The sequence below is a fragment of the Streptomyces sp. SID11385 genome, from assembly GCF_010548245.1.
Classification (GTDB): Bacteria; Actinomycetota; Actinomycetes; order Streptomycetales; family Streptomycetaceae; genus Streptomyces.
This window is the reverse complement of the sequence record NZ_JAAGLR010001122.1, coordinates 19,738-33,748: the sequence shown is the minus strand read 5'-3', so window position 1 is coordinate 33,748 and position 14,011 is coordinate 19,738. Positions and strand designations below refer to the sequence as shown.

The 14,011-nt window shown below is 71.8% G+C and carries 11 protein-coding genes and 1 pseudogene; 11 read left to right on the top strand and 1 reads right to left on the bottom strand.

Translation table 11 applies throughout. The features are described from left to right. Window positions 1-4: 4 nt before the first annotated feature. The 3 genes from G3I42_RS34155 to G3I42_RS34145 all read left to right on the top strand — a co-directional run bounded on the left by G3I42_RS34155 (window position 5) and on the right by G3I42_RS34145 (window position 3,852). Window positions 5-1,285: a nucleotide disphospho-sugar-binding domain-containing protein gene (locus tag G3I42_RS34155; protein WP_164291537.1), complete on the top strand. Its 1,281-nt coding sequence runs from the start codon at window positions 5-7 to the stop codon at window positions 1,283-1,285. Window positions 1,286-1,313: 28 nt separating this feature from the next. Beyond that, window positions 1,314-2,750, top strand: coding sequence for a multicopper oxidase family protein (locus tag G3I42_RS34150; RefSeq protein ID WP_164291536.1), 1,437 nt, complete (start codon window positions 1,314-1,316; stop codon window positions 2,748-2,750). Between the two features lie 307 nt (window positions 2,751-3,057). After that, window positions 3,058-3,852: an AfsR/SARP family transcriptional regulator gene (locus G3I42_RS34145; RefSeq protein WP_164291535.1), complete on the top strand. Its 795-nt coding sequence runs from the start codon at window positions 3,058-3,060 to the stop codon at window positions 3,850-3,852. 92 nt (window positions 3,853-3,944) lie between these two features. Here G3I42_RS34145 and G3I42_RS34140 read toward each other — a convergent pair whose 3' ends face one another. After that, window positions 3,945-4,388, bottom strand: coding sequence for a nuclear transport factor 2 family protein (locus G3I42_RS34140; protein ID WP_164291534.1), 444 nt, complete (start codon window positions 4,386-4,388; stop codon window positions 3,945-3,947). A gap of 182 nt (window positions 4,389-4,570) precedes the next feature. Between G3I42_RS34140 and G3I42_RS34135 the strand changes: the two genes are divergently transcribed. From G3I42_RS34135 to G3I42_RS38100, 8 genes and pseudogenes are all read left to right on the top strand, one after another. Further along, window positions 4,571-5,353: an SDR family NAD(P)-dependent oxidoreductase gene (locus tag G3I42_RS34135; protein WP_164291533.1), complete on the top strand. Its 783-nt coding sequence runs from the start codon at window positions 4,571-4,573 to the stop codon at window positions 5,351-5,353. Between the two features lie 81 nt (window positions 5,354-5,434). Next, window positions 5,435-6,418, top strand: a complete 984-nt coding sequence (locus tag G3I42_RS34130) for an aromatase/cyclase (protein ID WP_343244741.1) — start codon at window positions 5,435-5,437, stop codon at window positions 6,416-6,418. Further along, entirely contained in the window at window positions 6,411-8,003 is a 1,593-nt protein-coding gene (locus tag G3I42_RS34125) for a class I adenylate-forming enzyme family protein (RefSeq protein ID WP_164291531.1), read from the top strand. The genes G3I42_RS34130 and G3I42_RS34125 overlap by 8 nt, the downstream gene beginning before the upstream one ends. Window positions 8,004-8,039: 36 nt before the next feature. Beyond that, the gene (locus G3I42_RS34120) at window positions 8,040-9,629 is read left to right on the top strand and encodes an FAD-dependent oxidoreductase (protein ID WP_343244740.1); all 1,590 of its coding nucleotides are present in this window, start codon (window positions 8,040-8,042) and stop codon (window positions 9,627-9,629) included. 32 nt (window positions 9,630-9,661) lie between these two features. After that, on the top strand, window positions 9,662-10,651 hold the full coding sequence (locus G3I42_RS34115) for a Gfo/Idh/MocA family oxidoreductase (protein WP_164291530.1): 990 nt from the start codon (window positions 9,662-9,664) through the stop codon (window positions 10,649-10,651). Further along, entirely contained in the window at window positions 10,648-11,619 is a 972-nt protein-coding gene (locus G3I42_RS34110) for an NAD(P)-dependent oxidoreductase (RefSeq protein ID WP_164291529.1), read from the top strand. The genes G3I42_RS34115 and G3I42_RS34110 overlap by 4 nt, the downstream gene beginning before the upstream one ends. Window positions 11,620-11,806: 187 nt before the next feature. After that, window positions 11,807-13,105 carry a lipopolysaccharide biosynthesis protein RfbH gene (gene rfbH / locus G3I42_RS34105; RefSeq protein WP_164291528.1) on the top strand — a complete coding sequence of 433 codons (1,299 nt, stop codon included), beginning with the start codon at window positions 11,807-11,809 and terminating at the stop codon, window positions 13,103-13,105. Between the two features lie 94 nt (window positions 13,106-13,199). After that, a pseudogene (locus tag G3I42_RS38100) lies at window positions 13,200-13,988 on the top strand (NAD-dependent epimerase/dehydratase family protein); the annotation flags it as partial. Window positions 13,989-14,011 lie beyond the last annotated feature (23 nt).

Sequence of the window (14,011 nt, the reverse complement as noted above, 5' to 3'; positions counted from 1 at the left end):
CGAGATGCGTGTGCTGTTCACGGTGACGGGCTGGAAGGGCGTCTACTTCAGCCTGATACCGCTCGGTTGGGCACTCCAGGCGGCCGGTCACGAGGTGCGGGTGGCCTGTCCGCCGTCTCAGGCGGGCGCTCTGGGCGGTGCGGGCCTGGTGCCGGCACCGGTGCTGGAGGACTTCGACACCATGCGGCTGGAGCGGCTCGCCCGGTACGCCGAGGCGGTGCGCAGTCCCGGGACGTTCACCGGCCCGCCGCCGCTGCACCCGCTCACGGGCGCGCCGGTGAAGTCCCTCGCCGAGTTCGACGTGGCGGTGCAGGAACCCCGGATCAGAGCCGCGCACCACGCGGTGCTGGGCCGCAACTGCGACGCGGCGGCGGCTTTCGCTCGCGTCTGGCGTCCCGATCTGGTGGTGCACGACCTCATGACGCCGGAGGGAGTGCTGGCCGCCAGAGTGGCGGGTGTGCCGGCCGTTTTCCACTCCCCGGGGATGTTCGGCAGCCAGGAGGCGGCCCTGGCGGACCCCACCGGCGCCTTCGAGCGCCATGGCGTCGCACCCCTGGGGACCACCCCGCCGGGCCAGTCCGCCCCGGGTCCCGCCGGCGCGGGCCGCGGCGCCGTGGAGTACACCATCGACCCGACGCCGGGGAGCATCGCGCCGCCGCACGGGAACGCGCTGACGCTGCCCGTCCGCTACGTGCCCTACAACGGGCCCGGCCACCAGGAACCGTGGCTGCTGGAACCCGCGCCTCGTACCCGGGTGTGCCTGGTGTGGAGCAACTCGGCGCGGAACATCTTCGGCACCGAGGCACCCGTGCTGCGGCACGCGGTGGACGCGGTGCTGGCGACCGGTGCGGAGCTGCTGCTCACCGCGAGTGCGGAGCAGGCCGAGGCGCTCGGCCCGATGCCCGGATCGGTGCGCGTGCTGCGGGATTTCCCGCTGCGTCTGCTGCTGCCCGGCTGTGACGCCCTGATCCACCAGGGCAGCGTCAACCCGATGATGACCGGGCTGGGCGTCCCCCAGCTGGCATTGGGCCTGACGGACGACGGCGTCGAGATCGGTCGCAGGTTCTCCCGGGGCGGTTCCGGCGTGGCGCTCGCGGGACTCGAGGCCACCGCCGAGGACATCCACCGCGCGGTCGCCCGGATCGTCGGTGACCCGGAACCGCGGGCGGCGGCGGCCGCGCTGGAGCAGGAGAACGCGCAGCGTCCCCCGCTGGGCCGGGTGGTGCACCGGCTGGAGCGACTGGCCCGGGACGGCGGGCTGACCGAGCAGGACCTGAGCGACTGACCACGACCTCACAAGGTGTGTGAAAGCGATGACGCTGAACCGACGGAACCTGATCAAGCTGGGCGCGGCAGCCGGAACGGCGGCCTGCGGGGTGCTGCCGAGCGGTACGCGCGCGGCGGCAAGCCCTTCGCCGTCATCCGCGCCCGCCCCCTTCTCCGTCCCGCTGTCCGTGCCACCGTTGCTGCGGCCGGTGCGCCGGACGCCGACGGCGGACCACTACGAGGTCACCGTCCAAGAGGCGACGGCAGAGATCCTTCCCGGGGTGGACACCCCCGTGCTGACCTATGGCGGGTCCTTTCCCGGCCCCACCATCAGGGCACTCCGCGGACGGGAGACCGCGATCCGGTACACCAACGCGCTGTCCCTGCCCATCGCCACGCATCTGCACGGTGGCCACGTGCCCGCCGACCAGGACGGCTACCCGATGGACACCATCGAACCGGGGGCGAGCCGGGAGTACCGGTACGTCAACTCCCAGCCCGCCGCCACGCTCTGGTACCACGACCACGCCCACATGAGCGAGGCCGAATCGGTCTACCGCGGACTGGCGGGCGCCTACCTTGTCCATGATCCGCTGGAATCGCTGCTCGGCCTGCCGCACGGCCCCCAGGACGTGACGCTGATGCTCCGCGACGTACGCCTCGACACCGAGGGACGGCTCGGGTTCAGCCTGATCGACGAGGTGGCCGACCGGAACGTCGTCCTGGTCAACGGACGACCGCAACCCTACTTCCGGGTGTCCGGACGCAGGTACCGGCTGCGCCTGATGAACTGCTCGAACGGACGGCACTTCGCCCTCCGCCTGAGCACCGGCGACCCACTGGTGCAGATCGCCTCCGACGGCGGTCTGCTGGCCGCCCCGGTCCCCGCCGGGACCGTCCTGCTCTCGCCCGGCGAACGGGCCGAGGTGGTCGTGGACTTCGCCGCGTTCGCCCCGGGCACGGCCGTGGTCCTGGAGAACGTGGACGAGGAGGCCGACGCGGCCACCCGCTCGGTGATGCGCTTCGACGTCGGCGCCAGGACGGCCGACTTCAGCCGCGTACCGTCAAAACTGTCCGTGCTGCCGCCGCTGCGCACCCCCACGGTGAACCGGAAGGTCGTCATGGATTTCGACCTGGAGAGCGGCGGGGTGACCATGGACGGACGGACGTTCGACCCCGACCGGATCGACCAGCGGATCAGGTTCGGGGACACCGAGACCTGGCACATCGAGAACCGGGATACGGCCACGCCCTTCCGGCACAACATGCACCTGCACGGCGTGCACTTCCGGGTGCTGGAGCGCAACGGCAAGCCGGTACACGGCCACGAGACCGGCTGGAAGGACACCGTGGCCGTACCGAAGGGCGGGGACGTGCGCCTGCAGGTCACCTTCGACAACCACACCGGGCGCTACCTCTACCACTGCCACCTGCTCGAACACTCGGCGATGGGCATGATGGCGCAGATGGAGATCAACCGCTGACCACGCCCCCTCGGCCCGGTGCCGGCACACTCACCGACCTGTTGCCGACCGGCCCTTGACCGGGCCGCCTCCGCCGCGGCGACGCCCACCCGGCCTCGGCCCTTGCTCCACCGCGGACCGGAGCCGCACCTGCCCCTGCCTCGCCGAGGCTTCCCGACCGTCCCCCCCCTGCCACCGCGCCACCTCGTTCCCCGAACCGGCGCCCGGTGTTGCGCCCACTCATGCCCCGACGCCTCCCGGCACGTCTCGCGCAAACGCGGACACGTCACGCGGAGGCCGGGGACCGGCACGTCAGGAAAGGCGAACCATGGATATCCGTCTTCTCGGCCCGCTCTGCGCAGAGGTCAACGGGAGGTCGTTCGTCCCGTCGGCGGCGAAGCCGCGCAAAGTGCTGGCACTGCTTCTGCTGAACCCCAACAAGGTCGTCTCCACGCACGCGTTCCAGAAGGAGCTGTGGGGAGAGCATCCGCCGCGCAGCGCGCTCACCACCCTCCAGACCTACATCCTCCAGGTGCGCAAGCTGCTGACACAGGCCGCCGGCGGCGCGGAACCGGACGCGAAACAGGTGCTGACCACCTGTCCCACCGGCTACATGTTCCGGATGGAGCCGGACTGCCGGGACCTCGACGCCTACCGTCGCTTCACCGAGGAGGGCGAGGCGGCGCTGCAGGCCGGCCATGACAAGCGGGCCTCCGAACTGCTCAGCGGGGCACTGTGCCTGTGGCAGGGCGAAGCCCTGGTCGATGTGCAGGCGGGTCCGCTGCTGGAGACCGAGGTGCTGCGGCTGGAGAACTCGCGGGCCACCGTGCTGGAGCAGCGGATCGAGGCGGACCTGCGACAGGGCTTCCACCACCGGGTGCTCAGCGAACTCGCCGCCCTGACCGCCGAACACGCCTTCAACGAGAACGTGCGGGCGCAGTACATGGTGGCCCTGTACCGGTGCGGACGCCGGCACGAGGCGCTGTCGATCTACCAGAAGGGCCGGCAGCTCCTGATCGACGAGCTGGGACTGGAGCCGTGCACCGAACTGCGGGCGGTCCAGCAGGCGATACTGGCCAGCGACCCAGGACTGGACAGCGCGGTCCGTGTCGGCAGCCGCTGAGTGCGCGGAGCCCCGACGCGCCGGGGCCCACTCGCCGCGAACGGCAGGTGGGCCCCGGTACTTCGGGTACGGGACGCGCGAGCCCGGCAGGCTCAGGTCAGGTCGTCGCGGCGGACCTGGCGGTCCCGCACGAGCCAGGACCCCCCGTCGCGGACGAGGACGTCCTCACAGGTCGTGCTCAGCAGCAGCCGGGCCGGGCCGCCCGAGGGGATCTCCAGGATCTGCGCGTAGGAACGTGCGAACACGGAACCGTCGGCCCGCGGCTCCACCGCGAGCATGCCGAGCCAGTGACGCCTGCGCACCCCCGCCTCCCGCAGTGCCCGGTGCGCCGCGCGCGCTCCCTCGGCGATCGCCGGGCGACCCGTGTACGGCTCGGGGTGGGCGTTGGCGGCGAACGTGCCGTCCGGGGTGAAGGTGGCCGCCCAGTCGTCCACCCGTCCCTCGTCCAGGCAGTGCATCTGACGTGCGTAGAAATTCTGTATCGCGAGGTGGTCCGCGGCGAAGGCGCCGAGTCGGGGGTCCTGCTGAACCGTCATGTCAGACCTCTGTCCTGATGTTCCGTTTCCGGCCTCGTGCTCTCCCAGGCTGACCGCGGCTGCTCGAAGCAGCCTGGAGACGGGCTGAACACCCCAGCGGTCCAGCGCCCTTCCGCCGCCGCTCCAGCGGCGCCCGGCACGCTGGGCCCCGCGGATCACACAGCACGGAGGAGGGCTCACGTATGGACGGCACCAGTCATGTCGCCCTGGTCACCGGCGGCACCAGCGGAATCGGTCTCGCAGTGGCCAGGACGCTCGGACGGCGGGGGGTGCGCACCTTCCTGTGTGCCCGGAACGAGGAGGCGGTGGCCTCGACGGTCAAGGAGCTGCGGGCCGAGGGGTATCCGGTGGCCGGTGCGGTCGCCGATGTCCGCTCCCGTTCCTCGGTCGCCGCGCTCGTGGCGGCCGCGACGGAGGAGTTCGGACCGATCAGCGTCCTGGTCAACAACGCGGGGCGGAACGGCGGCGGAACCACCGCGGACATCGCGGACGACCTCTGGTACGACGTCATCGACACCAACCTCAACAGCGTCTTCCTGGTGACGCGGGAGGTCCTGACCACCGGCCGCATGCGCGAGTGCCCCACCGGGCGCATCGTCAACATCGCGTCGACCGGCGGAAAGCAGGGCGTCGTGCTCGGCGCCCCGTACTCCGCGGCGAAACACGGCGTGATCGGCTTCACCAAGGCTCTGGGCAAGGAACTCGCCCAGAGCGGCATCACGGTCAACGCCGTCTGTCCCGGCTACGTGGAGACCCCGATGGCCCAGCGCGTGCGGGCCGGCTACGCGGAGCAGTGGGGAATCGCCGAGGCCGATGTGCTCGCCCGGTTCGAGGCCAAGATCCCGCTGGGCCGCTACTCGACGCCCGAGGAGGTCGCCGGGCTGGTCGACTACCTGCTCACCGACACGGCCGCCTCGATCACCGCGCAGGCGCTCAACGTCTGCGGCGGACTGGGCAATTACTGACGTCCTCACGGCGAACACCTCGACCCGCAGAACATGCCGCACACGCCGAACACGCCGAACACGTTGAAGGGAACCGTCCCGGTGCGCACCGAAGAGCCCCAAGCCACGAGCCGAGCAGGCGCTGACGCCACCGCTCATGCCACCACTCACGACGTCACCGTGGATGCCCCGGCCGACACGGTCTACGCTCTGCTCGCCGACGCGACGGCCTGGCCCCTGCGCTTCCCGCCGAACATCCACGTCGAGCGGACGGCCTCCGGCGACGGCTGGGAGCGGCTGCGGATGTGGGCCACGGCCAACGGGGAGGTGAAGAGCTGGACCTCCCGGCGCGACCTCGACCCGGCGGCCCGCAGGATCGTCTTCCGCCAGGAGGCGTCGGCCCCGCCGGTCGCCTCGATGCGGGGCGAGTGGGTGGTCGAGCCGGCCGGCGCGGCCGCCTGCACGCTGACGCTGCTGCACGAGTTCAGCGCGGTGGACGACGATCCTGCCGGTATCCAGTGGATCCACGAGGCGACCGACCGCAACAGCCGCGCGGAACTGGCCAACGTCAAGGCGCTGGCCGAACAGGCGGACAGGAACGACGAGCTGACCTTCACCTTCACCGACGAGGTGGAGATCAACGGTCCTGCCGAGCAGGTGTACACCTTCCTCGCCCGCGCCGAGGAGTGGCCGCGACGGCTGCCCCACGTGTCACGGCTGGATCTGCGGGAGGACGTCCCCGGCGTGCAGCTGATGGCGATGGACACCCGGACCGGGGACGGTTCGACGCACACCACCGAGTCGGTGCGGGTCTGCTTTCCCGAGAGCCGGATCGTCTACAAGCAGACGGTGGTCCCGGCGCTGATGAGCGCGCACACCGGGGAGTGGTCGCTGCGGTCCGAGGGCACGAAGGTGCGTGCCGTCTCGCGGCACACCGTGACCTTGAAGGAAGACGCGATCACCTCGGTTCTCGGACCGGAAGCGACGGTGGCCTCGGCCCGGTCGTTCATCCGGCGTGCGCTGGGCGGCAACAGTACGGCGACGCTCGCGCTGGCCAAGCAGTTCGCGGAGGCCGGCGGTGAGTGAGCGCGTGAGTGCCGCCGGGGCCGGTGAGCCCGGCCCCCTGGTGGCCGTGGGCCCCGAGCTGCCCCCCGACCTCGTCCACCACCTGGAGGCCCCGGCCGACCGGATGCTTGCTCGGGCGGCCGACCGGTGGCCGCACCGGACCGCCGTGATCGATCAGGACGGCCGGGTCACCTTCGCCGGGCTGGAGGACGCCGTCGGGCGGCTGGCCCACCGGCTGCGCGCCCGGCTGGGCGGCTCCGGCGCCGTGGTCGGGGTCTCCGCACAGCTCAGTATCGACTACGTCGTCGCGTACTACGCCGTGCTGCGCAGCGGCAACGTGATCGCTCCGCTCAACCCGCTGCTGCCCGGCCCGATGCTGGCACACAACCTGTCGCGAGTGGAGGCGGCGCTGGTCCTGGCGACTCCCGAGGTCGCCGAGCGACTGGCGCAAGTACGCGGACAACTGCCCGCAGGCATGCTCGTCACGGGCCTTTCCGAGGCCCGCGGCCCCGGCCGGCCGGGCGCGGAACCAGCCATCCTCCCGGAGCGGGCGCCGGCCGACCCCGCCTGTGTACTCTTCACGAGCGGGACCACCGGGATGCCGAAGGCGGTCGTCCTCTCGCACCACAACATCACGGTGAACGCCCTCCAGGTCGCGCAGGCCCACCGGCTGGGCCCGGAGACGGTGAGCCTGGTCAACCTGCCCACGTACCACCCGATGCACCTCAACCCGGCGATCCTCAGCGGTGCCGTGCAGGTGCTGTGCCCGGTGCCGGATGTCGGCACCGCGATCGGACTGGCCCGCGAGCACCGGGCCACGCACTACTACAGCATGCCGGTCTGGCTTATGCGGCTGGCCACCCATACCGGGCTGGTGGAGACCCGGCTTCCGGAACTGCGCGTGATCGCCTCCGGCGGATCCGCGCTGCCGGCCGACGCGGCCGACCTGCTGACCAAGCACTTCGAGGTTCCGGTCCTCCAGGGCTACGGACTGGCCGAGACCTCGCCGCTGACCCACTCCGACGAACCCGTCCTCCCGCTGCGCGGGTCGGTCGGCTTCCCGGTGGCACGGACCGAGTGCATGGTGACCGATCTGGACAGCGGGGCGCCGCAGCCCCCGGGGCGGAGCGGCGAGGTACGGGTGCGCGGGCCACAGGTCATGCTCGGTTACGTCGGTGAGGAGCCCGGTTCGCACCTCGATGCCGACGGCTGGTTCGCCACCGGTGACGTCGGCCGGATGGAGCCGGACGGCCGGCTGGTGCTGATCGACCGGATCAAGGACGTCTTCAAACGGGACAACTTGCTCGTCTCACCCGGCGCGATCGAGAAGCGGCTGCGTGCGCATCCGGCCGTGGCCGAGTGCGTGGTCGTCGACTACCCCGACAAGTTCGCCGGCGCGGTGGCCGCTGCCTTCGTGGTGCCGGAACCGGGCTTCGAGGACCGCCAGATCGACGAGATCGTCGCCTTCGCGAACACCGAGGCGCCCCGCTACGAGCACCTCGAATTCGTCGAAGTCGTCGAGGAGATACCGCGCTCGGCAGGCGGCAAGGTCCAACGCCCTTACCTGCGCGCGGAGATGTTGCGCCGCCGCAGACGTGGCCAGTGAACCGGCCGGTACCGAGAACACGAGGAGGAGGACCCTGTGACACGCTCCGTGCCCCCGCAGGTACTGGTCGCCGGCGCCGGCCCGGCCGGGCTCACCGCGGCCCATGAACTGGCCCGTCGCGGCGTGCGGGTACGACTGATCGACCGGGCCCAGGGCCCGGCGACCACCAGCCGGGCCCTGGCCACCCACGCCAGGACGCTGGAGGTGTGGGACCAGATGGGTGTGGCGGACCAACTGCTGCCGAGAGGGCAGCGGGTGGAGCACTTCACCCTGCACCGGCGCGGCAGACAGCTGATCCGGTTCGACACCAATTACGACGCGCTCCCCACCCGCTTCCCCTACACCCTGATGGTCGACCAGGTGATCACCGAGGAGGTGCTGCGGGACCGGCTGGCCGCTTGGGGGGTCGCTGTCGAATGGTCCACCGAACTGGTGGGCTTCGAGCAGGACGACACGGGCGTCACCGCGCGGCTGCGGCGCCCGGACGGGCAGCCGGAGACACTCCGGACCGGATGGCTGGTCGGCACGGACGGCGGCCACAGCACCGTCCGCCGGAAACTGGAGCTGCCGCTGGTCGGCGACTCCAGTGAGACCTGGCTGATCGCGGACGCGGTCCTCGACAGCGACCTGCCGCGCGACAGCATCCACTGGATGGACACGGGCGAGGGCACCGTCATGCTGATCCCTTTCCCGGACCCCGGCAAGTGGCGGCTGCTGGATACCGCGGAAGTCACCGACGACGGCCCCCGGCAGGTGGCCGACCGCTTCGCCGCCAAGATCTCCCGTGCCGTGGGCCGGCAGGTACGGGTCGAAGAACCTACCTGGGTATCGGTTTTCACTATTCAGCAGCGCATGATCGCCACGATGCGAGCCGGCCGCTGCTTCCTGGCGGGCGACGCGGCACATGTGCACAGCCCGGCCTCCGGCCAGGGCATGAACACCGGGATCCAGGACGCCTACAACCTCGGCTGGAAACTCGCCGCCGTGATCTCGGGGCACTCCGGGCCCGATCTCCTGGACACCTACGGCCAGGAGCGGGTGCCGGTCGGCAGGGCGCTCCTGGGCTCGACCCGGGCGGCCACCAGGCTGGTGGCGTTCAGGAGCGCGGCCCTCTCCACGCTGATGCCCCTCGGGCTGGGTGTGCTGCGCAGGGTGCGGCCGCTCAAGCGGTGGATCGAACACCGCATCATGGGCGGTATGTCCGGGCTGACCCGCGGTTACGCGGACAGTGCGCTCAGCGCGGCGGGTGGTGGCGCCGGAGCGGGCGAGCGGATCGGGTGGGCAGCCGCTGACACCACCGAGCCCGAGGCTCTGTCCCAACGGCTGCGCGAACCTCGGTGGATGCTGTGGGTCAACCCCGCGCCCGAGGTGCCGCGCCGCGCCCTGAAAGAGTTGCTCACCGATGCCGCCGCCTGCCCGGATACGCCGGTCGTCCTCCTCCTGTCCCCCTTGGACGTGGCCGATCCGCGGGGTCTGCTGGCCCGCAGGCTCCGACTGCCGGCCGGCCACTGGGCCCTCGTCCGCCCGGACGGCTACCGCTGCGCGAGCGGCAGCGGACTCCCGGACCCGGCCGGCCTGCTGCGCCGCGTCGGCATGACCGTGCCGACTGCCGCCGACCGGACGTGAGTCCGGCCCCGTCCCAGGAGGAGAACTCGCCCATGCCGTACTCCGACAACTCCGGTGCTCCCTTGCGCCTGGGCGTACTGGGCTGCGCCGACGTGGCGTTGCGGCGGGTGCTGCCCGCGGTGCGGCGGACCGAGGCGGTCCGGCTCACCGCGATCGCCAGCAGGTCGCCGGAGCGGGCCGCCGCCGCGACCGCCCGCTTCGGCGGACGCCCGGTGACCGGCTACGCCGAACTTCTCCGGCAGCCCGACGTGGACGCCGTCTATGTGCCGCTGCCCAGCGGCCTGCACGCGCGGTGGATCTGGCAGGCACTCAGTCACGGCAAGCACGTACTGGCGGAGAAACCCCTCACCACCTCGGCGGCGGAAACCCGGGAACTGCTCGAAGTCGCCCGCCGGGGGGATCTCGTGCTGCGGGAGAACTACATGTTCCCCCAGCACGCCCAGCACGCATTCGTCCGCACGCTTCTGGCGGACGGAACGATCGGCGAACTGCGCACGCTGAGCAGCACGTTCACGGTGCCACCGCGTCCCGCGGGGGACTTCCGCCACAGAACGGAACTGGGCGGCGGATCGCTCCTCGACAACGGAGGCTACCCGGTCCACGTCGCCCGGCTGTTCCTCGGGGACGACCTGGAGGTCGCGGGCGCGGTGCTGCGCCGGCCCCAGGGGTGCGAAGTGGACGTGGCGGGCTCCGCGTTGCTGTGCCGTCCGGCCGATGGTGCCACCGCGCAGGCTGTCTTCGGCATGGATCACTTCTACCGGGCCGACTACCACCTGCTCGGATCGGCCGGCTCGATCGAGGTCCCGCACGCCTTCGCCCCCACCGAGCACCACGCGGCGGTGGTCAGGGTCCGGCGGCACGGGCATGCCGAGGAGTTCACGCTGCCCCCGGATGACCAGTACGCCAAGTCCCTGGCGCGGTTCGCCGCCGCCGTCGCCCGTGGCGGGTCCGGCGCGGACGACGCGGGGACAGCCGCTCAGGCCGCTCTCGTGGACGAGGTCCGCAGGTGCGCGCTCCGGTGAACGGGCAAGCGACGCCGCCAGGCCCGGTCCGTGCCGGGCGCCGCCCGCGGGTGCTCGTTCTCGGGGGATCGGGCCACCTGGGGCGGCACATCTGCGGGGCCTTCGCCGCCGGGGGCTACGAGGTGCTGGCGATCTCCCGAGGGCCGGGCCCGGCCGGCGTCCGCTCCCTGCGGCTGGACCTGGCCGCCCTGCCCGCTGCCGGACTGCGCCGGCTGATCGACGCGGAGCGTCCCACCGCGGTAATCAACGCCGCGGGCGCGGTGTGGGGCAGTCCGGCGCGGCAGCAGCTGGTGGATTCCAACGTCCGGCTCGTGGAGCGCCTGGTCCAAGCGATGGCGCCGCTGCCCTTCGCCCCCCGGCTGATCCATCTCGGCACCACCCACGAATACGGCGACATCCCGGCCGGTGCCCGCCTTACCGAGACCACCGACTGCCGGCCCGTCTCCCCCTACGGGGAGACCAAGCTCCAGGCTTCGCGCCTGGTGCTCGGGGCAGCCGGCGAGGGCCGGGTGGACGGACTCGTACTGCGGCTGGGCAATGTCTTCGGACCCGGCATGCCGCCCCGCAGCATGCTCGGCGGGGTGACCGCGCGGCTCGCCGAGGCCGACCGCACCCGCTCGCCCGCCACCATCGAGCTGTTCACGCTCAGCGACCGTCGGGACTTCCTCGACGTGCGGGACGCGGCGGTGGCCGTGCTCCTGGCCGCGCAGGCCGATGCCACCGCACGGGTGGTCAACATCGGCTCCGGCCGGGCCGTCCAGGTGCGCTCGCTGGTGCTCGGACTGATCGAGGCGAGCGGGGTGCCCGCGCGCCTCGTCGAGCGTCGGCCCGCCGGGCCCGGCGAGCGGGGCCGACCGGACTGGCAGGAGATCGACCCCCGTCTCGCAGCCCGTCTGCTGCGGTGGCACCCGCGCCGGGGACGGGACGAAACGCTCCGGGACATGTGGGAGTCGGCCCGACGCCGGTGACCGGCACCTCAGAAGGCGCTCACCCGGGCATCAAGGGCGTCTTGAGCGCGCACGCACAGGCTGGCCGGCGGCAGAGCGGTAACGGAGAACGTCACCGCTGCCCGTCCGGGCGGTCCCGTCCAGCCCGTCCGCCCGACGGGGCCGAACCGGCCCCACGAAGGTCCCTTCCCAGCTAAGGAGAGAAACCGTGCCGGAGACCAAGGACCGAATCCTCGAAGAGGTGCGCAAGTACCATCAGGAGCAGAACCGGCAGCGTTTCGTCCCCGGTGTCACCCCGGTCCCCAGCTCCGGAGCGGTTCTCACCGAGGAGGACCGGGTCGCCCTGACCGAGGCGGCGCTGGAGATGCGCATCGCGGCCGGAACGAGCGCGCGGAGGTTCGAGAAGGAGTTCGCCAAGACCTTCGGGCTCCGCAAGGCACACCTGACCAACTCCGGTTCCTCTGCGAATCTGCTGGCGGTGTCCGCGCTCACCTCGGACCAGCTGGAGGACCGGCGGCTGCGCCCCGGGGACGAGGTCATCACCGTCGCCGCGGGCTTCCCCACCACCGTCAACCCCATCGTGCAGAACGGGCTCACGCCGGTCTTCGTCGATGTGGAGCTGGGCACCTACAACGCGACCCCGGACCAGGTCGCCGCCGCGATCACCCCGCGCACCCGGGCGATCGTGATCGCCCACGCCCTGGGCAACCCCTACCGGGCGACAGAGATCGCACAACTCGCGGAAGAGCACGACCTCTTCCTCGTCGAGGACAACTGCGACGCGGTCGGCTCCACTTACCAGGGCAGGATGACCGGCACGTTCGGGGACCTGTCCACCACCAGCTTCTATCCGGCCCACCACATCACCATGGGCGAGGGCGGGTGCGTACTGACGGGCAATCTCGCGCTGGCGCGCATCGTGGAGCAGCTGCGCGACTGGGGCCGGGACTGCTGGTGCGAACCGGGAGAGGACAACACCTGCTTCAAACGGTTCGACTACCAGCTCGGCACGCTGCCACACGGCTACGACCACAAGTACATCTTCTCCCACGTCGGGTACAACCTGAAGTCCACAGATCTCCAGGCGTCCCTGGGGCTGAGCCAGCTGGCGAGGCTGGAGGAGTTCGGCGCCCTGCGGCGGCGGAACTGGGCGAGGATGCGCGAGGGACTGGAGGGCGTGCCCGGACTGCTGCTGCCCCGCCCGACCGAGGGCAGCGACCCGAGCTGGTTCGGTTTCGTGCTCACCGTCGAGCCGGACGCCCCCTTCAGCAGGCGGGCGCTCGTGGACTTCCTGGAGCAACGCAGGATCGGCACCCGCCGCTTCTTCGGCGGAAACCTCACCCGCCACCCGGCCTACCTGAACCGCCGGCACCGCATCAGCGGCGACCTGGCCAACTGCGACCTCATCACCGAGAACACCTTCTGGGTCGGCGTGTTCCCGGGGCTGACGACCGAGATGATCGACTACGTGGTCGACACGATCAAGGAGTTCGTGGCCTCGGCCTGAACGGACGGTGCGGCGCTGGGCAGCCCGGTCGCAAGACGGTGCGGCGCTGGGCAGCCCGGTCGCAAGACGGGGCGGCGAGGGCGAAGGGACGGCGATGGGGGGAGCGGGAATGCCGGAGGGCACCGCGGCGAGCGGACCGGTGCGGTGGCGGGCCGTCGTCCTCGGCGGGACGGGCTTCGTCGGGCGGCACCTGTGCGCGGCACTGACGGCACACGGCTACGACGTGGTGGCGCTGGCCAGGCGGCACGTGGCGGTACCGGGCGCACGGACGATCGGCGTCGATCTCGCAGCGGTCCCGGCTGACGCCCTCACGCGTCTGTTCGCCGAACTGTCACCCGCTCTCGTCGTCAACGCGGCAGGGGCACTGTGGGGCGGCGTCACCGAGCAGGAGATGCGGCGGTCCAACGTCCTGGTGGTCCGTACCGTCCTCGATGCGCTGGCGGCGCTGGAGGCCCGGCCCCGTTTCGTCCACCTGGGGACCGTGCACGAGTACGGGGACACCCCGGCGGGCGTGCGGCTGACCGGGACGACGCCGTGCCGGCCCACCGCCGCGTACGGGCGCACCAAGCTGGCGGCGACCCGGCTGGTGACGGGCGCGGCCGGGCAGGTGGACGCGGTGGTCCTGCGGCTGGCGAACGTACTGGGGCCAGGCATCCCCGAGCAGAGCCTGCCGGGCCGGACCGCCGCCGCGCTGGCCGCTGCCGAGCCGGGCCGCACGCTGCGGCTCCGGCTCGAACTGACGCCCTCCGCACGCGATTTCTTCGACGCGCGGGACATGACGGACGCTGTCCTCGCCGCAGCGCGCGGCCGGGTGCCCGGAGCAGCAGTGCCGGTCGGAAGCGGGCGCGCGCTCACCGCCCGCGAGCTCGTCCACGCGCTCATAGCGATCAGCGGCATCCCCGCCGA

Bases quoted from the DNA above. Each gene is read 5' to 3' on its own strand.
- G3I42_RS34115 (WP_164291530.1), top strand. From the start codon at position 9,662: ATGCCGTACTCCGACAACTCCGGTGCTCCCTTGCGCCTGGGCGTACTG.
- G3I42_RS34150 (WP_164291536.1), top strand. From the start codon at position 1,314: ATGACGCTGAACCGACGGAACCTGATCAAGCTGGGCGCGGCAGCCGGA.
- G3I42_RS34145 (WP_164291535.1), top strand. From the start codon at position 3,058: ATGGATATCCGTCTTCTCGGCCCGCTCTGCGCAGAGGTCAACGGGAGG.
- G3I42_RS34155 (WP_164291537.1), top strand. From the start codon at position 5: ATGCGTGTGCTGTTCACGGTGACGGGCTGGAAGGGCGTCTACTTCAGC.
- G3I42_RS34135 (WP_164291533.1), top strand. From the start codon at position 4,571: ATGGACGGCACCAGTCATGTCGCCCTGGTCACCGGCGGCACCAGCGGA.
- G3I42_RS34140 (WP_164291534.1), bottom strand. From the start codon at position 4,388: ATGACGGTTCAGCAGGACCCCCGACTCGGCGCCTTCGCCGCGGACCAC.